This window comes from Streptomyces sp. IBSBF 2435 (genome assembly GCF_036815005.1).
Classification (GTDB): domain Bacteria; phylum Actinomycetota; class Actinomycetes; order Streptomycetales; family Streptomycetaceae; genus Actinacidiphila.
Window position 1 is genome coordinate 26047 of the sequence record NZ_JAJSYW010000084.1, and the last position, 20182, is coordinate 46228.

Consider the following 20182-nt stretch of genomic DNA (forward strand, 5'->3'; position numbering starts at 1 on the left):
CTGCTGGGCGTGCACCTCGGTATCGCGGTGCTCATGGGGCTGCCGCTGTTCTCCGCGGCGATGATCGTCGCCGACGCCGCCTTCCTGCCCGCGGGGGCGGGGCCGTATCCGACCGGTCGGCCAACTGCGTAGTGCTTTTTTTCACACATCTTGTGTGCGATGAAAGTTTCCTCCACTCTGGGCGTGCAAGCCCCGCACCCCCCACCCGCATCACGCTCCCCGCCCGGAGGACATTGTGAGTTGGCATGCTCCCGCCAAGAAACGAGTTCTGGTCGCCGCTGCGGCGCTGGCCTGCGCCGCCCTGGGCGCGACCGCGGTCCCGGCGTCGGCCGCCCCCACGACCACGACCAAGAACCTCATCACCCACCCCGAACTGGACTGGGCCGGCTCCCAGATCGCGCTGCACCAGCCCGCGTCCGGCGGCGGGCGTACCGTCAACCCCGCGGTCGCCGGCGCGCCGGGGCTGGACGTCAGCGGCTACCAGGGCAACGTCAACTGGGCGTCCGTCGCCGCGAACGGCGGCCGCTTCGCCTACGTCAAGGCCACCGAGTCCACGACGTACGTGAACCCGTACTTCACCCAGCAGTACAACGGCTCGTACAACGCGGGACTCATCCGCGGCGCCTACCACTTCGCGACCCCCAACACCTCCTCGGGGGCCGCCCAGGCCGACTACTTCATCGCGCACGGCGGAGGCTGGTCGAAGGACGGCAAGACGCTGCCCGGCATGCTCGACATCGAGTGGAACCCGTACGGGGCGACCTGCTACGGGCTGTCCGCCGCCTCGATGGTCAACTGGATCCTGTCGTTCAGCAACGAATACCACGCCAGGACCACCCGCTGGGTGACCATCTACACCGCGACGAGCTGGTGGAGCCAGTGCACCGGCAACACCGGGGACTTCTCGTCCACCAACCCGCTGGTGCTCGCCAACTACAACGGCAGCCCCGGCCCCATGCCCTACAACTGGCCCTACCAGACGATCTGGCAGTACGCCGACAGCGGCATCTTCCCCGGCGACCAGGACGCCTTCAACGGCGACTTCAGCCGCGTCCAGGCGCTGGCCAACGGCTGACCAGGCTTCCAGCCGGTACGACAGGCCACTCCCCGGGGGTGCGCGGCGGCCACGCCGGCCGCGGCGCACCCGCCGGACCCCGTACAGCCCGCTCGCCCCGAGCAACCCCCAGGAGGCACGACATGGCCGGCTCTGGACCCCATCCCTCGCGACGCAGCGTCCTGGCGGCCGGCACCGGTATAGCCGCGGCCGGGCTGCCCGGCCGCCTCGGCGACCGCCACAGGGCCGGCCCCGCGCACACCGCGCCGGCCGCGTTCGCCCGGCCCGCCGCGCTGACCCCGCAGCAGCAGGCCGGGCAGCGGGTCGTCTTCTCGTACTCGGGAACGACCGTCCCGCAGAGCCTGCTCGACCAGATCAGCTCGGGCCAGGCGGCCGGCGTCATCATCTTCGGCGACAACGTCAGCAGCCTCAGCCAGATCGGCTCGGCCGTCCAGCTGATGCGGCAGGCGAATCTGCGCAGCCCGAATCCCGCGCCGCTGCTCCTGATGACCGACCAGGAGGGCGGCCAGGTACGCCGGCTGCCCGGCGCCCCTGTGCTGTCCGCGAAGCAGATCGGCGCGTCCGCCGACCCGGCCGCCGCCGCGGCCGCCGCGGGCACCGGCGCCGGCAATCTGCTGCGCGGCGCCGGCCTGAACATCAACCTGGCGCCGGTGCTGGACGTCTACCGCACGGCCGGCGACTTCGAGGACCAGTACCAGCGGTCCTACAGCACCGACCCGGCCGTGGTCTCGCTGTGCGGCCGGTCCTTCGTCACCGCCCAGCAGGCGACCGGCGTCGCGGCCACCGCCAAGCACTTCCCCGGTCTGGGACCCGCGACCGCCGCGCAGAACACCGACCTGCGGGCTGTCACCCTGAAGACCTCGCTGGCCGATCTGCGCGCCATCGACGAAGCCCCGTACGCCGCCGCGCTCGCCGCCGGGGTCGACCTGGTGATGGTCTCCTGGGCCGTCTACTCCCACCTGGACGCCGCGCACCCCGCGGGGCTCTCGCCGACCGTGGTGCAGGGCGAACTGCGCGGCCGGCTCGGCTTCACCGGGGTGACCATCACCGATGCGATCGAGGCGGGCGCGCTGAGCGCCCTGGGGACCAGCGGGCAGAACGCGGTCACCGCCGCGGCGGCCGGCATGGACGTCATCCTCGACGCCTCGGGCGACGTCTCGCACGGCAAGGCGGTCGTCTCCGCGCTGGCCGGCGCGCTGCAGAACGGCACCCTGGACCAGGCGGCGTCCAACGCCGCGCTCGGCAGGATCGGCGCCCTGCGCGGCCGGCTCTTCTAGCGCGCCGGGCCATGCCGGGCACCGGCGCCGGCGGCGCGGTCGGGAGCCGGTCCCGGCGCCGGGCCGGGGGCTCAGTCGTCGATGCCGGAGCGTTCGATGCCCGCCACGATGTGCCGCTGGAGCAGCAGGAAGACCAGCAGCAGCGGCAGGATGGAGACCGCCGCCGCCACGAACAGCTCGTGGATGTTGACCACTTGGGCGGTGGTGAAGGTGGACAGCGCGACCTGGACCGTCCACGCCGACTTGTCCTGGCCGATGACCAGCGGCCACAGGAAGGAGTTCCAGGCGCCGATGAACACGATCGTGGAGACGGCCGCGAAGACCGGCGTGGAGTTGGGCACGACGATCCTCCAGTAGGTGCGCCAGTAGCCCAGCCCGTCGACCTTCGCGGCGTCCTCCAACTCGCCAGGGAAGCCAAGGGAATACTGCCGGAAGATGAAGCAGGCGAAGGCCGAGAAGATCGTCGGGATGATCAGTCCGCGCATGGTGGAGATCCAGCCGAGCGAGGAGACCAGCACGAAGCTCGGCACGAAGGTGACGGCCGCCGGCACCATCAGGGTGCCGAGGATCGCGTAGAAGACCTGGTTCGCGTAGCGGTACGGGATGCGCGCCAGTCCGTAGCCCGCGAGCGAGGCGAGCAGCACGGTGCCGGCGGTCGTGGTGACCGCGATCAGGCCTGAGTTGAGCAGCGAGCGGGCCATCGGCACCGCGGGGTCGTCGAACAGCTCGCCGACGTTGGACCACCGCAGGTGCGAGGGGAAGAAGGCCCAGTCCGGCGAGGTGATGTCCTGCTCGGTGGACAGGCCGTTGCGCACCAGCAGGTAGAAGGGGATCAGGAAGAGCAGCGCGAGCACGACGAGCAGCACCAGCCGCACCGCGCGCCCGAATCCGAGCAGGGCCTTCTCCATGTCAGTCCTCCCTCCTGCCGAGTCCGAACCAGCGGGCCTGGACGACGGTGACGACCGCGATGATCAGCGCGAGGATGACGGCTCCCGCACTGCCCTCGCCCAGGTTCTGCCCGCGGCCCAGCGCGATGTTGTAGAGGTAGACCAGCGGCGGCCGGGCGTACGGCGGATAGCCGCGCGAGTCGCTGAGCAGGTTGTAGAACTCGTCGAACGCCCGGAAGGCGTTGATGACCAGCAGCAGCGCCACCGCCACCGATGCGGCCCGCAGCTGCGGGAAGGTGATGTACCGGAAGACCTGCCAGCCCGGCCGCGCGCCGTCCACGGCCGCCGCCTCGTACAGCTGGGCCGGGATGCGCTGGAGGCCGGCGAGGAAGAGCACCATGTAGAAGCCGGCCTGCAGCCACAGCCGTACGGTCACGATCACCCGAAGGTGCCCAGGCTGTCGGTGAACGCCCGGTCGCGCAGCATCGACGTGTAGTTGTCCAGGCCGACGAACCGGTGCGGGGACACCGTGTTGTGCGCGTCGAAGAAGCTCAGGTACACGCTCCACAGCAGCGGTACGTACGTGAACATCACGAGCCCGGCGGCGAACGGGCCGACGAAGACCCAGAACCACAGCGTGCGGTGTCTCACGGCTTCTTCCGCACCCGCTGCAGCTCGGAAGCGGTCGTGCGGACCACCGCCTTCAGCTCGGTGTCGGGATTGGCGCCGTCCTTGATGATGCGGCTCAGCGCGTCCTGGTAGGCGGTCTGGCCGGCCGGCGTCCACAGCAGCGGCTGGGCGTAGCCGTGGTCGGTGGCGTAGGAGACGGCGTCGGCCGCCGCGCCCTCCCGCAGCTTGGCCGCCTTCTTCGCCAGCGAGATCCGGGCCGGGATGTGGAAGCCGTAGGAGAGCGCGAAGTCCTCCTGGTAGTCGGTCTTGTCGACCCACAGCCACTTGATGTACGCCTTGGCCTCCGCCTGGTGCCTGCTGCGGGAGTTGACGGCCGCCCCGTACGCGCCGACCGGCACGGTGGGCCTGCCCGCGGCGCCGTCCGCGGGGAAGGGCAGCACCCCGAAGTCGTCGCCCAGCGCCCGGCCGGCGGGGAAGGTGCCGGGACCGCCGCGGGCGCGCCGCCGGCCGACGGGTTTCTCCGCCGGTTATGTCCGAGATGTCGCGATGTGGTGACGGCTGGGGCACAGTGAGTGTCGTGGTGTCCCGTCCCGCCGCCCGCCAGGGGGCCGGAGCGGGACGGCACGGAGGACCGCGTCCCGCTCCACCCGCCCGGAACACCCCGTCCGAGACACGAACGGACCATCCATGTCCCACCACCTCGATACTCCTCTGGCGGCCCAGAACGGTCAGCTGTACATCGACGACCTGTACGTCTTCTCCGGTGAGGACAGCACGGTCCTCGTCATCGACGTCAATTCGAACATCACCGGCGTCTACGCCGAGCCGGGCTTCCACCCGGAAGCGCGCTACGAGTTCAAGGTCCACTTCGACGGCGCCGGCTTCGAGACCCTGGCCTACCGGTTCTCCTTCGGCGAGGCCGACGCGGACGGGCGCCAGGACCTGCGGCTGCACACCCTGGCCGGCGACGAGGCGCGCGAGGACTCCGCCGAGGGCGACCTGGTCCTGGAGGGACGTACCGGCGAGCCGACCGGCGGGGGCGGCACCCGCGTCTGGGCCGGGCGGGTCGCGGACCCCTTCTACATCGACCTGTCCCTGCTGGCCCTCGTCAACGGGGCGGTGGCCAAGGGCACGGCGGTGGACCTGTCGGCCTGGCGCCCGCAGGAGGCGCGGAACAGCTTCGCCGGCACCTCCGTCGAGACGATCGTGCTGGAGGTCTCGCACGCGCACGCCACGCTGCGGCCCGGCGCGCGTATCGGAGTGTGGTGCGCGACCAAGCTGGCCACCGACGCCGGCGGGTGGCGGCAGATCAACCGCGCGGGGCACCCGATGATGTGGCCGATCTTCTGGCCGGGCGACACCGACTTCTCCAACCCCGCCAACACCCGGCACCCCTCCGAGGACCTGGCCTCCGCGGGGCAGGTCGTCGCCGACCAGGTGGCCGCGGTGGTCGCGGGCACCGGGACGTCGACCGACCCCGTGGGCTACGGCCGGACCGTGGCGCGCCAGCTGTTCCCCGACGTGCTGCCCTACGTGGTCGGCACCCCCGCCAGCTACGGCTTCGCCGCCCGCAACGGCCGCACCCAGGCCGACAACGCGCCCGAGGCGATGCTTGCCCTGGTCACCAACACGGCCATCCCCTCCGGGCTCACCCCCGCCGTCGCCAAGGACCAGCGGACCGAGCACTTCCCCTTCGTCGTACCGGTCTGACCGCCGGCCCTGACCGGGCCGACCAGTGCGGGGGCGGCCCGCACCGGACGGCCCGGCGGGGCTCAGCCGATCCTGACGACCTCGCCGGCGTCTGCGTACGTCGTGTCGCCGAACGGCCACATCGACGAGTAGTTGCTCACGTAGACGGACCCGTCGGGCGCCGCCAGGAAGCCCGCGGGAGCGTACAGCCTGCCCCCGCCGAGAACGGTGCGCCGGCCGTCCTTGCCGATCTGGACGACGTCACCGACGGGGTCCGCGGTGGGCAGGAAGCCGGTCTTGTCGAACTCGGTCACGTAGAAGTCGCCGTTGGCGCCGAAGCCGCAGCCGTTGATGGCGCTGAAGCCGCTCTGCCAGACCGTGAGCCCGCCGGTACGCGGCGCGTAGCGGTACACGTTGGCCGCGGTCCCCGAATTGCCGCCGCCGGTGAGTTCGCCGACGTAGACAGCGCCGTCGGGACCGATGTCGACGCAGGTGGGCACAGCGTTCGAGCCGGCCGGGGTGGCGGGGATCGGGGCGAGTACGCGGACGGTGCCGGACCGGTCGACCGAGTCCAGCGTGTTCGTGCCGCCGTCCGCCACGTAGAAGCCGCCGCGCGGATTCACCGCCAGCGCGTAGGGGTTGGCGTCGTGCGTCGGCGCCCACCGGTAGTCGTAGTCACCGGGGTTGCCGACGACCTCGGGGGTCCGGCCGGTGACGTCCAGCAGCGCTCCGTACTGCTTCTTCAGCACCGCGCTGACCGCCGGGGTCAGGCCCGGCAGGCCGGCTGGGACGAATTCCGGTGACGCCGGCTCCAGCGCGTACAGCCGGCCGCCGGTGTACGCCAGGCTGTCGGGGCCGATCATCTCCGCCCCGTTGAGGAGCGACGCCAGGCCGGTGCGGATGCGGACCGGCGTGCCCGACGAGACGTCCGCGATCGAGCCGGTCAGGCCGTAGCAGTTCTTCGTCACCGGGTCGGCGCTGTCGCACACGGCGGGGACGGATCCCGCCTCGCCGACCAGCAGGTGGCCGTGCGGTCCCCTTACCAGGCCGCGCGGCCCGTTCAGGCCGCTCGCCACGACGGTGACCGGCGCGTCGCCGGCCAGCTCCCCCGGGTGGTCCGCCGCCTGGGCCACCGGTCCCGAAGGGCCGGCGCTCAGGCTGGCGAACGCCGCCGCGGCAGCGGCGGCCACGATTATCCGACGCGTTTTGAGAGGTCGCATCTGCGCCTCGTCTCCTCACACTTTTTCGATCGGCGGCCGCGCGGGGGCCGTTTCCGGCCCGGCGCGCACGGGGCCGGCGGCGCCATCGCGGGGCCGGCCCTTGAGCCCTGGCAAAAAGAGGCGGTCGGCGGGCGTCGCCCGCCGGCGGAGCGTCAGACCCGGGAGCTCCACCAGTCCACGGAGGCGTACGCGGGCTGCCACTGGTTCTCGTACACCGTGCGCAGCGGCGGCGGCAGGACCGCCAGCGTGGCCGCGACGATCCGGTCGTCCTGGCCGTCCAGCATCCAGGGGGTGATCCTCGGCCCGTCCGGACCGCCCTTGGCGGCGTGGACGGTGCCGAAGTTCTGGATCTGCTCCGCCGTCAGGCTCGTTTCGATCAGCGGCAGCGTGTCGGTCTCCTCGTGCGTGAGGTGCCTGCCCAGCGTGCCGGCCAGCGCGTCGGTCAGGTCGCCGACGCGCTGCGGCCCGCAGTCGCGGTCGGCCAGTGCCAGGTCGATCGCCTCCAGCAGCGGGTCGATCCCGGCGTGCTCGGCCTCCATCGCCTCGACCACGGCCAGGTCGTCGGGCCGGTCGGCCAGGGCGACGGCCATCTGCGGCCACAGCGCCTCGTCCTCGGCGGTGTGGTGGATGTGCAGGGCGCGCTTGAACAGCTCCCACCCGGCGGTGTTGCCGAGGATCCGCCGCGGGTCGTCGTCGGTGCCGGCGGTGATCCGCGCGATGTGCGCCACGTCCCGGCGCAGGGCATTGTGCATCGCGTACATCAGCGTGAAGTCGACGTTGCCGCTCATGGCTCTCCTGTGTCGCTGACCGGATGCCGGACACCCGGGTGGTAACTCGCCTCTGACTCGTGTCACGCGGAACGGACCTGCGGTCCCGGCCTTATGACAGGTCTCGGCGGAAAAGTGTGACCGGCGGCGGTCCCCCGGCCGGCCGCCGGGCGGTCCGCGCACCGGGGAGGGACCCACCCCGCGCCGGACGGGGCGCGGGGCGTCCCGCCCGTCAGGCCCGGGCCGCCTCGGCCCGCGGGGACGGCGTGGGGGCGCCGCCTTCGGGCGCGGACACCGGGCCGGAGCGCAGCAGCGCGGTGCAGAAGACGACACCGAAGACGAAGATGCCGGTGCACCACCAGAAGGCCGTGGAATAGCCGTGGACCGCGGCGAGCTTGAGCAGTGCCGGTGTCGGCTTGCCCTTCGCGTGGTCGTCCAGGTAGTCGGTGACGGCGGTGGCCGCGATCGTGTTGAGCAGGGCCGTGCCGATCGCACCGCCGAGCTGCTGGCCGACCTGGAGGCCGGCGGAGGCGATGCCCGCCTCCTGCGGTGCCACGCGCGCGGTGGCGGTCTGGAGCGTCGAGGCGAAGGTGAGGCCTATGCCGAGGCCGATGACCATCGTCGGGCCGAGCAGCGCCCCGGCGTACGGGGAGTCCGTGCCGATCCGGGTCAGCCAGGCCGTGCCGCCGGCGCCGAGCGCCAAACCGGTGCAGGCCAGCCACCGGGGGCCGTACTTGGGCATCACCACGACGTTGCCCACGCCGGAGCCCACGATGGTGGCCAGCACCATCGGCAGCAGGGCGGTGCCCGATTTGATCGCCGAGTACCCCAGGGTGGTCTGCATGTAGTAGATGAGGAAGAGGAACAGGCCGAACATGCCGCTGCCGAGGACCAGCATGGTCAGGTAGGCGCCGCCGCGGTTGCGGTCGAGCACGATCCGGGGCGGCAGCAGCGGCCGCTCGGCGCGGGTCTGCCAGATGGCGAAGAGGACCAGCAGGACGACGGCGGCGGCCAGGAAGCCCCAGGTGGAGGTGGCGTGCCAGCTGTGCGTGCCGGCGTTGGAGAAGCCGTAGACCAGGCAGAACATCCCGCTGGACACCGCGATCACGCCGGGTATGTCCAGCCGGGCGCCCAGCGTCCTGGCCTTCTTGCCGCCCATCGGCAGCGCGGCCCCGATCACCGCGAAGGCGGCGAAGACCAGGTTGACGTACATGCACCAGCGCCAGGACAGTCCTGAGGTCAGCGCGCCCCCGATGATGAGTCCGAGGCCCGCGCCGCTGGCCGCGACCCCGCCGTAGGCGCCGAAGGCCCTGCCGCGCTCCTTGGGGTCGGTGAAGGTCGTGGCCAGCAGCGCCAGGGCGGCAGGTGCCAGCAGGGCCGCGAAGACGCCCTGGCCGGCACGCGCCGTCACCAGCATCGTGAAGTTGACCGAGGCGCCGCCGATCGCCGAGGCGCCCGCGAAGCCGACCACGCCGACCAGGAAGGTGATCTTGTGGCCGATCAAGTCGGCCAGCCGCCCGCAGAAGAGCAGCAGGCTGCCGAAGGACAGCGCGTACGCGGTCACGACCCACTGCCGGTCGGCGTTCGAGAAGTCCAGCGCCTCCTGGGCCGACGGCAGCGCCAGGTTCATCACGGTCGCGTCGAGGACCACCATGAGCTGGGCGACGCAGATGACGGCGAGGACCCACCACCGCTTCGGGTTCTTCTCCGGCCCGGCGGCCCCCGGGTCCGGCCGGGCCGGGGAGTCTGCGCTCTGTGCTGCCATGATCGTCTCCTTGTGACGTCGAACGGACGCGAGCCTCGTTCGTATGACAGGGCCGGTGGTTCGAATGTGACATCGGGGCCGGACCCGGCAGTCCGGACATGGAAGCGGCCGGCCGGGACAGACGCCGGTGGTGATACGAATCGGTTGGGTCGCCGCGGCGGTGCTGGCGGCCGTGGCGGCGGTGGGCGCCGCGCTGGAACTCTCGCCGTGGTGGTGGACCGGGGCGGTGCCGCTGGCCGCGCTGGGGCTGCTGGGGGTGTGGGACCTGGCGCAGCGGCGGCATTCGGTGCTGCGCAACTACCCGGTCATCGGGCACGCCCGCTTCCTGCTGGAGAAGATCCGCCCCGAACTGCAGCAGTACTTCATCGAGCGGAACTTCGACGGGCGGCCGTTCGACCGGGACGTGCGCAGCATCGTGTACGAGCGGGCCAAGGGCACCGACGCGGAGGAGCCGTACGGCACCGAGCGGGACGTGTATCTGGCCGGCCACGAATTCCTGGTGCCCTCGATGGCGCCGCGGCCGGTCCCCGACCAGCCGCCGCGGGTGCGGATCGGCGGCCCGGACTGCACGCGGCCGTACGACATGGCGCTGCTCAATGTGTCGGCGATGAGCTTCGGCTCGCTGTCCTCGAACGCGATCCTCGCCCTCAACGGCGGCGCCGCGGCCGGCGGCTTCGCGCACGACACCGGCGAGGGCGGTATGTCCGACTACCACCTGCGGCCGGGCGGCGACCTGGTCTGGGAGGTCGGCACCGGCTACTTCGGCTGCCGTACCGGGGACGGTGACTTCGACCCGGGGAAATTCGCCGACAAGGCGGCCCACCCGAACGTGAAGTGCGTCTCGCTCAAGCTCTCCCAGGGCGCCAAGCCCGGTATCGGCGGAGTGCTGCCGGGCGCGAAGGTCAACGCGGAGATCGCCGGGGTCCGCGGCGTTCCCGAGGGGCGGACCGTGGTCTCGCCGCCCTACCACCGGGTGTTCTCCACGCCCCGGGAACTCGTCCGCTTCATCGCCCGGATGCGGGAGCTGTCCGGCGGCAAGCCGGCCGGCTTCAAGCTCTGCGTGGGCTCGCGGGGCCAGTTCCTCGCGGTCTGCAAGGCGATGATCGAGGAAGGCACGGCGCCCGACTTCATCATCGTGGACGGCGCGGAGGGCGGTACGGGCGCGGCCCCGCTGGAATTCGCCGACAACATCGGGACACCGCTCACCGAGGGCCTGATCACCGTGCACAACGCGCTGGTCGGCGCCGGCCTGCGGGACCGGGTCAGGATCGGCGCCAGCGGCAAGATCGCCACCGGCAGCGATCTGGTCAAGCGGCTGGCCCAGGGCGCCGACTACGGCAATGCGGCCCGCGCCATGATGTTCGCCGTCGGCTGTATCCAGGCCCAGCGCTGCCACACCAACACCTGCCCGTCCGGCGTCACCACCCAGGACCCCCGCAGGGCCCGCGCCCTGGACGTCGGGGACAAGACCGAGCGGGTCCGGCGCCTCCAGGAGGCGACCGTGGCCAGCGCCCTGCAGATCATGGCGGCCATGGGCGTCACCGACCCCGCCGATCTGCGCCCGCACATGCTGCGACGGCGTACCGACCCGCAGACCGTGCGCTCCTACGACGAGCTGTACGACTGGCTGGCCCCCGGCCAGCTGCTGGCCGAGCCCCCCGAGTCGTGGGCGGCCGACTGGGCGGCTGCCGACCCCGACCGCTTCGCCGTCTGAGCGGTACGGGCGGGGCGTTACGGGCAGGGCGGGCGCGCGGCTCGGACCGTCCGGGCGGGCCGGAAGACCCGGCGCGCCCGGACGGTGCGGGCTGTCCCGGCCGCCTGGTCCATGACACCCGCCATCCGATCCACCATCCGACGATCCCCCATCCGATCCGGAGGACCCCGTGGCCCGAACCGTAGCCCGCGTCATCGTGGACGCACTGAGCGAACTCGGCGTCAGCCAGGTGTTCGGCGTCGTCGGCGACGCCCTCAACCCGCTGACCGACGCCATCCGTACCACCGAGGGCGTGGAGTGGGTGGGCTGCCGGCACGAGGAGGCCGCGGCCTTCGCCGCCGGCGCCCAGTCCCAGCTGACCGGCCGCCTCGGGGTGTGCATGGGCACGGTCGGCCCCGGCTCCGTGCACCTGCTCAACGGGCTCTACGACGCGGCCAAGAGCCGTACGCCCGTGCTGGCCATCGCGGGGCAGGTGCCGCTGACCGAGCTGGGCAGCGACTACTTCCAGGAGGTCGACAACGACGCCCTCTTCAACGACGTCGCGGTCTTCCGGGCGACCATCACCTCGCCCGACCAGCTCCCGCTGCTGCTGGAGACGGCGGTGCGCAACGCCCTGGGGCGCAAGGGCGTCGCCGTCCTCACGGTGCCCGGCGACATCGGCGACCGCGAGGTGAGCGCCGACCGCCCGGCCCGCTTCTCCCTCACCGCCCCGACCACCCGGCCCGAGGAGGACGCCGTCCGCAGGGCCGCCGAGCTGCTGGACCGGGCCGACCGCGTCACCCTGCTGGTCGGCAAGGGCTCCCGGGCCGCGCGCGAGGACGTCATGGCGCTGGCCGACCGGCTGGCGGCGCCCATGGTGCTCACCTTGAAGGCCAAGGAGGGCCTGGAGGGTGACAACCCCTTCCAGGTCGGCCAGACCGGGCTGATCGGCAACCCCGCGGCGGCCTCGGCCCTGGAGGACGCCGACACGCTGCTGATGCTGGGCACCGACTTCCCCTACCGGGACTGGTATCCGCAGGGCCGCACCGTCATCCAGGTGGACACCGAGGCCGCGCACATCGGGCGCCGCATCCCGGTGGAGATCGGCCTGGTCGGTGACGTGGGCGCCACCGTACGCGACCTGCTCGCCCGGCTGACCGCGCAGCCGCCGGGGGCGGGCGGCGCCCGGGACCGCGGTCACCTGGACAAGGCCCGTGAACGCTTCGCCTCCTGGCGCGAGGGACAGGCCAAACTCGCCGCCCCGGACCACGACAAGGGCCTGGTCGGGCGGCTGCGTTCCGCGGTGGACAACCGGCAGCACGACATCCGCCCCGAGGCGCTGGCCGCCGCGGTGGACCGGGCCGCCGCCGAGGATGCGGTCTTCACCTCGGACACCGGTATGGCCACGGTGTGGCTGTCCCGCTTCGTCGAGATGCGCGGCTCGCGCCGGCTGCTGGGCTCGTTCAACCTCGGCTCGATGGCCAACGCCATGCCCCAGGCGCTGGGCGCCCAGTGCCTGGACCGGGAGCGGCAGGTGGTGGCCTTCTGCGGCGACGGCGGCCTGAGCATGCTGCTGGGCGACCTGATGACGCTGAAGACGCACGCGCTGCCCGTCAAGCTCGTCGTCTTCGACAACCGCCGGCTGGGCATGGTCAAGCTCGAACAGGAGCAGTCAGGGCTCCCGGAGTTCGGCACCGTCCTGGACAACCCCGACTTCGCCGCGATCGCCACCGCCATGGGCATCACCGGTGTCCGTGTGACCGACCCGGCGGAGCTGGACGACGCCGTGCGGACCGCCTTCGCGACCCCGGGGCCCGTGCTGCTCGACGTGCTCACCAACCCGGACGAGGTGGCCGTGCCCGGCAAGCCCACCGTCGAGCAGGGCTGGGGCTTCGCGGTGGCCAAGATGAAGGAACTCGTACGCAGCCGCGGGGACGACAGCGCGCAGGACTGACCCACCCGGTGAGGCACCTGCCGGGGAATTGCCGGGCACCGCCGAATGCGGGATGCCACCCCGCTTTTGTTTTCACAGTTTGATCCCGCCACGGCGGGTAAGAGCGACCTTGGAAGGAACGCCGGAAAATCCCGGCGGATCTCCGCGGTACGGAGTGGCCGTACCGCAAATCAATGACATGGAAGAGGAATCCCCACATGTACATAGGCCTTGGAACCGTCGTGCTGATTCTGGTGATCGTGGCCGTCGTCATGCTTCTGCGCCGCAGCTGAACTACCGCTGCCGGAGCACCGCAGCGGCATGTCGCACGAACCGACACCCCCGGTGCCCTCCGATCCGCCGTACCCGGCAACCGGGGCGGGCGGCTCGTCAGGGCAGGGGGGTGCGGTGCAGGTTGATGAGCAGGCGCCAGACCCGGTGGGCGATCTGGGCGGGGGTGGCCTCGATGTGGCCGTGCAGCCAGTCGGCGAGCACCCCGGCGAAGGTCGCGGCCACGGCCGAGGCGACCAGGTCCGGCTCCGGCGCACCGGCCAGGGCGCGCTCCGTACGGCTGCGGGCGCGCAGATCCTGGTGCAGTACCTGGCCGAGCGGGCCGCTGCCGCCCGGGCTCAACAGCTCGCGGTAGAGGCCGGCGTGGGAAGCGAGCCGGTCGAAGAAGGCCGGCAGGGCGGGCGGCGGAGCCGCCGGATCGGGTGTCCCGCGCCACGCGTGCAGGGCGTCCACGGCTTCCCGGACGATGTCGGCGCACGCGTCGACGCCGAGCGCCTCCAGATCGGCGTAGTGCAGGTAGAAGGTGGCGCGTCCGACTCCCGCCCGGCGCACCAGGGCGGCGACGCTGACCTCGGCCAGTGGCCGGTCGGCGCACTCCTCCAGCAGCGCGCGGCTCAGCTTGGCCCGGGTCCTTGCAGTACGGGGATCGGCCTGCGCGCCGGTCATCCGGCCACCAGCACGGCGGCGAGCGCCAGGGCGCCGGGCAGTGCCTGGGCGGCGAGGATCCGCCGGTTGGCGGTGAACCCGCCGTACAGCCCGGCGACGAGCACGCAGACGAGGAAGAAGACCTGGGCGCGGAAGCCGGTCGGGTCCGCCGCGGCCAGTCCCCATATCAGCCCGGCGGCCAGAAAGCCGTTGTAGAGGCCCTGGTTGGCGGCGAGCGGGGCGGTGGCGCGGGCCATGTCCGCGTCGAAGCCGGAGAGTCCGCGGCCCGGCGGCCTCTCCCACAGGAACATCTCCAGGACCAGGAAGTACGCGTGCAGCGCGGCCACCAGGCCCACCAGTACGTTCGCGGCCGTCCCCATGGCGGTACCCCCACTCGTTGCGCGGTCATGGACAGGTGTCCACCATACATGGACACCTGTCCATGAACCAGAGGGTGTGCCGACGGCCGTCCGGGCCGCGCCGGGCGAACTCGGCTGCACCCGGCGGGGTACGCGGTGGTCTACTGGGCCGCTGTCGGCGGGAAACCCGAACGGGCGGCTCCCCGCCGCCCACGCCGTCAGGGAGATTCACCTGGAGAACGAAACGGCCATCGAAGCACGCGCCTCCGACCGGCTGATCCACTTTTCCGACGCGGTCGTCGCGATCGCCATCACCCTGCTCGCGCTGGAACTCCCGGTGCCCGCCGGCCGCGACGTCTCGGCATTCTGGAAGTCGCTGCTCAGTCTTGTCGCGATCTCCGCTTCGCCAGGCGGCCGCCACCGTATTTTCCGGGCCGCCGAACGTATCGGCACTCTGCTGCGGATGATCAATATGTTCTGGCTGATGATGATCATCCTGAATCCGCTCGCGACGAAGATGCTCACCACCGAGGACCACGACAGTCTCAGCCCGCATGCCCTGCGGTACGGCTTCTACGCCCTTCTCCAGACGCCGGCAGCCGTCGCGCTGGTGGTGATCGCCCGCCGTCTGGCGGCTCGTCATCTGCTCGTCGGCGGGGACCGGCCGATTTTCCGCGGGCAAGGGGGAGGAGCCGTACGGCATCATCCTCGGCTTCGGGCTGCCCATCCCGGTCTTCTTCTTCGCCATGTACGGCTGGGCACTGTGGATCGCAGGACCGGTGCTGGCCAAGCGGATCCAGCGGCCGCTGCGCGAGCGGCGGCGCGGGTCCCGGGACGCCTGGCCTCCCGGACCTTGTGGCGGCCCGACCTCCTGGGCGCCCTGGTCGCCACCGGGCTTCGCTGCGCGTTCCCTTGACGCTCGTCACACCCTCTCCTACATTCACCTCAGTACCAGTCGAGTGAATCGTTTCAGACGTCCTCTGTGCCCTCCGCCCCCAAGGAGTGTCGACGCTATGAACGTTCCCCGCCCGTTACCCCGACGGTCGTCCCCACGCCAGCTGCGCCGCGTTTGGATCGTTTCTGTGGTCGCCGCGGTGTGCGCGGCCTTCGGTTTCTCCGCCGGAGCCGCCGACGCGGCCGGCCCCGCGCGTGCCGCCGCCCCCGCCCGTGCCGCAGGACCGGCGGCGCCTGCCTCACCTGCCGCGATGGCCGGGCGGTCCGCCGGGGACGCGTACATCCTCGCCCCCTCGACCCGCACCCTCGCGCCGGTCGCGGTCCAGAGCACAGCCGGCTCGGTGTCGTCGCCGCAGAACGTGCTCTCCGGCGCCTCCACCCGGATCTCCGGCGCCAACTCCGCCCTGGTGCTCGACTTCGGCAAGGAGGTCGGCGGCCTGGTCACCCTGACATTCGCCGGCGCCGGCGCGGCCGGGCAGCGGGTCGGCCTGGCCTTCACCGAGTCGTCGCTCTACGTCGGCCCCACCAGCGACCTGAGCAGCGGCGCCGCCTTCTCCGGCACGGGCACCGACGGGGCCCTGGCCACCACCGTCAACGGCGCCGGCGCGTACACGATGCCGGCCGACAAGCTGCGCGGCGGCTTCCGCTACCTGACGGTCTTCCTGTCGTCCTCCGGCTGGGTGGACCTCAACGGCGTCTCGCTCGCCTTCACCGGCGCCGCCGGGATGGCCGACCCGAGCGCATACACCAACTACTTCTTCTCAAACGACGCCCAGCTCAACAAGATCTGGTACGCGGGCGCCTACACCGTGCAGATGGACACCATCGACCCGGCGCAGGGCCGCGTCTGGCCGCCGCCGTCCACCGGGTGGGAGAACAACGGGCTGGTCGGCGCGGGGTCGAGTGTGCTTGTGGACGGCGCGAAGCGCGACCGCTCCGTGTGGTCGGGCGACCTGGGCGTCTCGCTGCCCACCGAGTACGTCTCCACCGACGACATCGCCTCCAGCCGCAACGCGCTGACCACGCTCTACCAGCACCAGAACAGCAGCAGCGGTGAGCTGGAGTACGGCGGGCCGCAGTTCAACTTCTACGGCTCCGACACCTACCACGCGTGGGCGCTCATCGGCACGGCGTCGTATTACACGTACTCCAACGACAAGGCCTGGCTGGACACGTACTGGAGCCAGTTCAAGCTCGGCATGGGTTTCATCACCGCCAAGATCGACGGCAACGGCCTGCTGAACGTCACCGGCACCAGTGACTGGGCGCGCGGCGGCCAGGGCGGCGAGAACATCGAGGCCAACTCCCTGCTCTACAAGGCGCTCACCGGCGGCGCCGTCCTGGCGGGCGCGGAGGGCGACAGCGCGGACGCCGCCGCCTGGCAGCGGCAGGCGGCCACCCTCAAGGCGGCGGCCAACCAGCGGCTGTGGAACGCCGCCGTGGGCCTCTACCGCGACAACCCGGCCAGCACCCTCTACCCGCAGGACGGCAACTCCCTTGCCGTCTGGTACGGGTTGACCGACAGCCCCGCCAAGAACACCGCCATCGCCCACGGCCTGGCCACCCGGTGGAACGACCACGGGGCGGCCAGCCCGGAGAAGGACGGCGGTGCGATCGGCACCTTCCCCGGCTCGATGGAGGTCCAGGCGCACTTCACCGCCGGTGACGACGTCAACGCGCTGGCCCTGATCCGCCGCGAGTGGGGCGGCATGCTGGGCAGCCCCACGGGCACGGGCAGCACGTTCTGGGAGGGCCTGCGCAGCGACGGGACCTTCGACTACGGCGGCACCTACATGAGCCTGGCGCACGGCTGGGCCACCGGCCCGACCTCGGCCCTCACCTTCTCCGTGCTCGGCCTCGCCCCGACCGGCACCGCGCAGTACACCTTCGCGCCGCACCCGGGCGACCTGACCCACGTCGAGGGCACCATCAGGCTGCCGCAGGGCACCGTGACCGGCTCGTGGGACTACGACGCGGCGGCCGGCACCCTCGCCGAGACCCTGGCGAGCCCGGCCGGCAGCACCGGGACGATCGGCGTCCCGACCTACGGGTCCAGCGCCGTCGCCATCACCGTCAACGGCGCGTCCGTCTGGAGCGGCGGCGCCTTCCACCCGGTGCCGGGCATCACCGGCGGCTCCACGGACGGCAGTTACGTCTACCTCACCGGTGTGGCCGCCGGCAGCCGTACCGTCTCGGCCGTCAACGTCGGCGCGCCCGCCGCCTTCGCGACCTCGGTCAGCGGGAACGCGCTGCCCGCCGGCTACACGCTGTGCGCCGCCGAGGGCGGCACCTGCACCCCGTCGGGGACCCAGGTGATGGCCTACGGCGCCGGGGCGTACGCCTACCGTACGGTCAGCGGCGCGACGGCCTGCGCCGGCAGCTCCTACGGCGGCGCGGACCCGGCCTACAACGTCGTGAAGTCCTGCTACCTCGCCCCGTCCGGCGGCCCCGCGGGCTACACGTCCTGCGCGGCGGAGAAGGGCACCTGCGCCGTCAGCGGCACCCGCGAGGTGGCCTACGGCGCGGGCGGGGCCTTCCGCTTCCAGACCGTCACCGGCAGCGTCGCCTGCACCAATGCCGCCTTCGGCACCGACCCGCTCTTCAACGCGGCGAAGAGCTGCTACGCCGCCCCGGCCGGCGCCCCCGCGGGCAACTGGACGGCGTGCGCCGCGGAGCACGCCGCCTGCGCGGCCACCGGCGTCCAGCCGATCGCCTTCGGCGCCGACGGAGCCTTCTGGCAGGGCCGTTCGAACGGCTCGACCACCTGCGACAACGACACGCTCGGCGTCGACCCGATCTTCCAGGTCGCCAAGAACTGCTACCTCTACACCGGCGCCCCCACCGGCTTTGGCGCCACCTGCGCGGCTGAGAACGCCACCTGCTCCTTCGCCGGCCAGCGCACCGTCGCCTTCGGCGCCGGCGGCGACTACCTCTACAGGTCCTTCACCGGGGGCACCCCCTGCACCACCGCCGCCTTCGGCTCCGACCCGCTGCCGGGCATCGCCAAGAAGTGCTACACGACGTCCTGACCTCCTCGTCCCGGGACCGCGGAACCGGCCTTTTCCGGCTCCAGGACGGACAACAACCGGCCTAGGGCTTCTCTTTTGGCCTGCGATGCCTTGTCATGGCCATGATTGCTCAGTAGTGCTCGACGCGTGGCCCCCTGCCCCCTCCGAGAGGATCGCATCAGCGTGAGAAGCCTGAAGTCCACGGCGGCCGTCTTCGCCGCCACCGCAGCCATGGTGCTCGGCGGCGGTCTGGGCACCGCCGCCGCCAGCCCCGCGCACACCGCCGCGAGCCCCCGGGCCGCCGCCGCGCTGTGCAGCTCGACCGCCGTCTCCGGTCTCGCCGTCAGCGGGGCCCTGCCCGCGGCGGAGGTCCAGCGCCAGCTCGCCTCCCGCACCGCCCAGCACCGCGCGCAGTACGGGATCGCCGCCAAGGGCCCGCTCGGCACCGTCGCCGGCGACGCCGTGGGGCAGCCGCGGGTGGACATCCACCCGGCGCAGGGCACCTCGTTCAAGTCGGCGTCCGGCGCGGACGGCTCCTGCGCCACGCAGTCGGTCTCCACCCAGCTCACGGTCGCCGACACCGCCACCACCATCTACACCCCGACGATGTACCCGCCCGGCGGCTCCTGCGTCGAACTGGTCACCGTCTACACGAAGTCCGTCCGATCGGTCTCCGCCTGGGACTGGTGCAAGAGCGTCAACTTCGCGGCCTCGGTGACCATCAACAGCTCCTTCCTGAGCACCTACACGAACGGCTCCGGCGCCTACACCGGGCGCGTCATCAGGACCTCCGCGGCCGCCAACACCTGGACCGCGGCGCTCTACAACTACTCCACCGCCCGCTGGGACACCCTGTTCACCCAGTCGGGCACCAACAAGTCCGGCCGCACCGACGGCTGGGACATCGAGGAGCTGTACTCCACGGTCGGATCCTCGGGCCGGGCGTACTCCTGCGACGACATGGCCGGCGTCACCTTCGAGTCCAGCAGCATCTCGGTGCGCAACAACGGCGTCTGGTCCAGTGCGAGTCCGGCGAATTCGGACACGCACTACGACCAGCCGAACAGCGCCTTCTACTGCCCGGCCCGCAGCTACCAGATGATCAGCGTCTACGACCACTGGAAGGCCGTCGGCTGATCCGGCCGGCGTACCGGGGGAACGTCAGCCGAGCCACACCTCGGCCACCGACTCCGCGAGGGCGACGGCCTGGTCGTGCCCGGCGCGGGCGGCGGCGGGGCGGCGGGAGTCGTCCACCATGTTGCGGCCCATCGCGCGGCGGGCGGCGCTGTCCGGGGTCAGCACGGTGATGCGCACGCCGTCCGCCGCCAGCTCCGCGGCCTCCTGCCCGGCGCTCGGGTGCGGACCGACCGCCTTGGGGATCGGCGAGACCGCCACCACACGGCGGTGGCCGGCGGCCAGCGCGATGTTCGTGGTCGCCCGGCTGCCGCCGTCCATCCAGCGGCGGCCCGCGACGGTCACCGGCGGCCAGATGACCGGCACGGCGCAGCTCGCCGCGACGGCTTCGAGCAGCGTCGGTCCCGAGTCCGCGTCGAAGACGGTGAGCCCGCCGGTCCGCGCGTCGACCGCCGCGATCCGCAGATCGCGGCCGGGCCAGTCCCGCACCTTGCCCAGCAGCATGCCGACCGCGTCGAAGACCTCCGACTCGGGGCCGGTGCGTGCCGCCAGCGCCGCCCGGCCGAGGCGTTCGATCGAGCGCTGCGGCCTGCGGGAGCCGAGCGCCGCCCACAGGAAGCGGGCCGTCTGGCCCAGGCTCACCGTGATGTCCACCGCGTCGGACCCGCTGAGCTGGCGCTCGTACATCTCGGCCGGGCCGACGCCGGAGGCCAGCCGGGATCCGAGCACGGCGCCCGCGGAGGTGCCGATGACGACGCCGGCCCGCGCGACATCGACCCCCGCCTCCGAGAGCCCGGCCAGCACGCCGGCCGTCCAGGCGCCGCCGACCGCCCCGCCCCCGCCCAGTACCAGTGC

The 20182-nt window shown here is 72.2% G+C and carries 16 protein-coding genes and 2 pseudogenes; 9 read left to right on the forward strand and 9 right to left on the reverse strand.

Annotated elements, in window-relative coordinates; genetic code table 11:
* Positions 1–9 precede the first annotated feature (9 nt).
* From V7E46_RS18080 to V7E46_RS18090, 3 genes are all read left to right on the forward strand, one after another.
* Positions 10–132, forward strand: coding sequence for a hypothetical protein (locus tag V7E46_RS18080; RefSeq protein ID WP_333769382.1), 123 nt, complete (start codon positions 10–12; stop codon positions 130–132).
* 103 nt (positions 133–235) lie between these two features.
* On the forward strand, positions 236–1075 hold the full coding sequence (locus V7E46_RS18085) for a lysozyme (RefSeq protein WP_333769366.1): 840 nt from the start codon (positions 236–238) through the stop codon (positions 1073–1075).
* Between the two features lie 122 nt (positions 1076–1197).
* Positions 1198–2352 carry a glycoside hydrolase family 3 N-terminal domain-containing protein gene (locus V7E46_RS18090; RefSeq protein WP_333769367.1) on the forward strand — a complete coding sequence of 385 codons (1155 nt, stop codon included), beginning with the start codon at positions 1198–1200 and terminating at the stop codon, positions 2350–2352.
* 71 nt (positions 2353–2423) lie between these two features.
* Here V7E46_RS18090 and V7E46_RS18095 read toward each other — a convergent pair whose 3' ends face one another.
* The 3 genes and pseudogenes from V7E46_RS18095 to V7E46_RS18105 form a co-directional block, all read right to left on the reverse strand.
* Positions 2424–3260 (reverse strand): carbohydrate ABC transporter permease, encoded by an 837-nt coding sequence (locus V7E46_RS18095; protein ID WP_333769368.1) that lies wholly within the window; start codon positions 3258–3260, stop codon positions 2424–2426.
* Between the two features lies 1 nt (position 3261).
* Positions 3262–3830, reverse strand: a pseudogene (locus tag V7E46_RS18100) (carbohydrate ABC transporter permease).
* 56 nt (positions 3831–3886) lie between these two features.
* Positions 3887–4333: pseudogene (locus tag V7E46_RS18105) on the reverse strand (sugar ABC transporter substrate-binding protein); the annotation flags it as partial.
* Between the two features lie 223 nt (positions 4334–4556).
* Between V7E46_RS18105 and V7E46_RS18110 the strand changes: the two are divergent.
* Positions 4557–5579 (forward strand): DUF4331 family protein, encoded by a 1023-nt coding sequence (locus tag V7E46_RS18110; RefSeq protein ID WP_333769369.1) that lies wholly within the window; start codon positions 4557–4559, stop codon positions 5577–5579.
* Between the two features lie 62 nt (positions 5580–5641).
* On the opposite strand, the gene V7E46_RS18115 is transcribed toward V7E46_RS18110, so the two are convergent.
* From V7E46_RS18115 to V7E46_RS18125, 3 genes are all read right to left on the reverse strand, one after another.
* Entirely contained in the window at positions 5642–6778 is a 1137-nt protein-coding gene (locus V7E46_RS18115) for a ScyD/ScyE family protein (RefSeq protein ID WP_333769370.1), read from the reverse strand.
* A gap of 152 nt (positions 6779–6930) precedes the next feature.
* Positions 6931–7566 (reverse strand): hemerythrin domain-containing protein, encoded by a 636-nt coding sequence (locus V7E46_RS18120; RefSeq protein ID WP_333769371.1) that lies wholly within the window; start codon positions 7564–7566, stop codon positions 6931–6933.
* Positions 7567–7777: 211 nt separating this feature from the next.
* Positions 7778–9310: an MFS transporter gene (locus tag V7E46_RS18125; protein ID WP_333769372.1), complete on the reverse strand. Its 1533-nt coding sequence runs from the start codon at positions 9308–9310 to the stop codon at positions 7778–7780.
* A 130-nt stretch (positions 9311–9440) separates the two neighbouring features.
* On the opposite strand from V7E46_RS18125, the gene V7E46_RS18130 reads away from it, so the two are divergent.
* Together V7E46_RS18130 and V7E46_RS18135 are read left to right on the forward strand one after the other, a co-directional pair.
* Positions 9441–11024, forward strand: coding sequence for an FMN-binding glutamate synthase family protein (locus V7E46_RS18130; protein ID WP_333769373.1), 1584 nt, complete (start codon positions 9441–9443; stop codon positions 11022–11024).
* A 169-nt stretch (positions 11025–11193) separates the two neighbouring features.
* Positions 11194–12957, forward strand: a complete 1764-nt coding sequence (locus tag V7E46_RS18135; RefSeq protein WP_333769374.1) for a thiamine pyrophosphate-dependent enzyme — start codon at positions 11194–11196, stop codon at positions 12955–12957.
* A gap of 369 nt (positions 12958–13326) precedes the next feature.
* Here the strand turns inward: V7E46_RS18135 and V7E46_RS18140 are convergent, their stop codons facing one another.
* Complete coding sequence (locus V7E46_RS18140) at positions 13327–13893, reverse strand: TetR/AcrR family transcriptional regulator (RefSeq protein WP_333769375.1); 567 nt, start codon at positions 13891–13893, stop codon at positions 13327–13329.
* On the reverse strand, positions 13890–14252 hold the full coding sequence (locus V7E46_RS18145) for a DUF1304 domain-containing protein (RefSeq protein ID WP_329176530.1): 363 nt from the start codon (positions 14250–14252) through the stop codon (positions 13890–13892). The genes V7E46_RS18140 and V7E46_RS18145 overlap by 4 nt, the downstream gene beginning before the upstream one ends.
* Positions 14253–14328: 76 nt before the next feature.
* On the opposite strand from V7E46_RS18145, the gene V7E46_RS18150 reads away from it, so the two are divergent.
* The 3 genes from V7E46_RS18150 to V7E46_RS18160 all read left to right on the forward strand — a co-directional run bounded on the left by V7E46_RS18150 (position 14329) and on the right by V7E46_RS18160 (position 19330).
* On the forward strand, positions 14329–15147 hold the full coding sequence (locus tag V7E46_RS18150; RefSeq protein WP_333769376.1) for a TMEM175 family protein: 819 nt from the start codon (positions 14329–14331) through the stop codon (positions 15145–15147).
* Positions 15148–15436: 289 nt separating this feature from the next.
* A complete protein-coding gene (locus tag V7E46_RS18155) occupies positions 15437–18214 on the forward strand; it encodes an alpha-L-rhamnosidase-related protein (RefSeq protein ID WP_333769377.1) in 2778 nt (925 codons plus the stop codon).
* A gap of 162 nt (positions 18215–18376) precedes the next feature.
* Positions 18377–19330, forward strand: a complete 954-nt coding sequence (locus tag V7E46_RS18160; protein ID WP_333769378.1) for a hypothetical protein — start codon at positions 18377–18379, stop codon at positions 19328–19330.
* Positions 19331–19354: 24 nt separating this feature from the next.
* On the opposite strand, the gene V7E46_RS18165 is transcribed toward V7E46_RS18160, so the two are convergent.
* Positions 19355–20182: patatin-like phospholipase family protein (locus V7E46_RS18165; RefSeq protein WP_333769379.1), on the reverse strand; the 828-nt coding region annotated here is incomplete at its 5' end.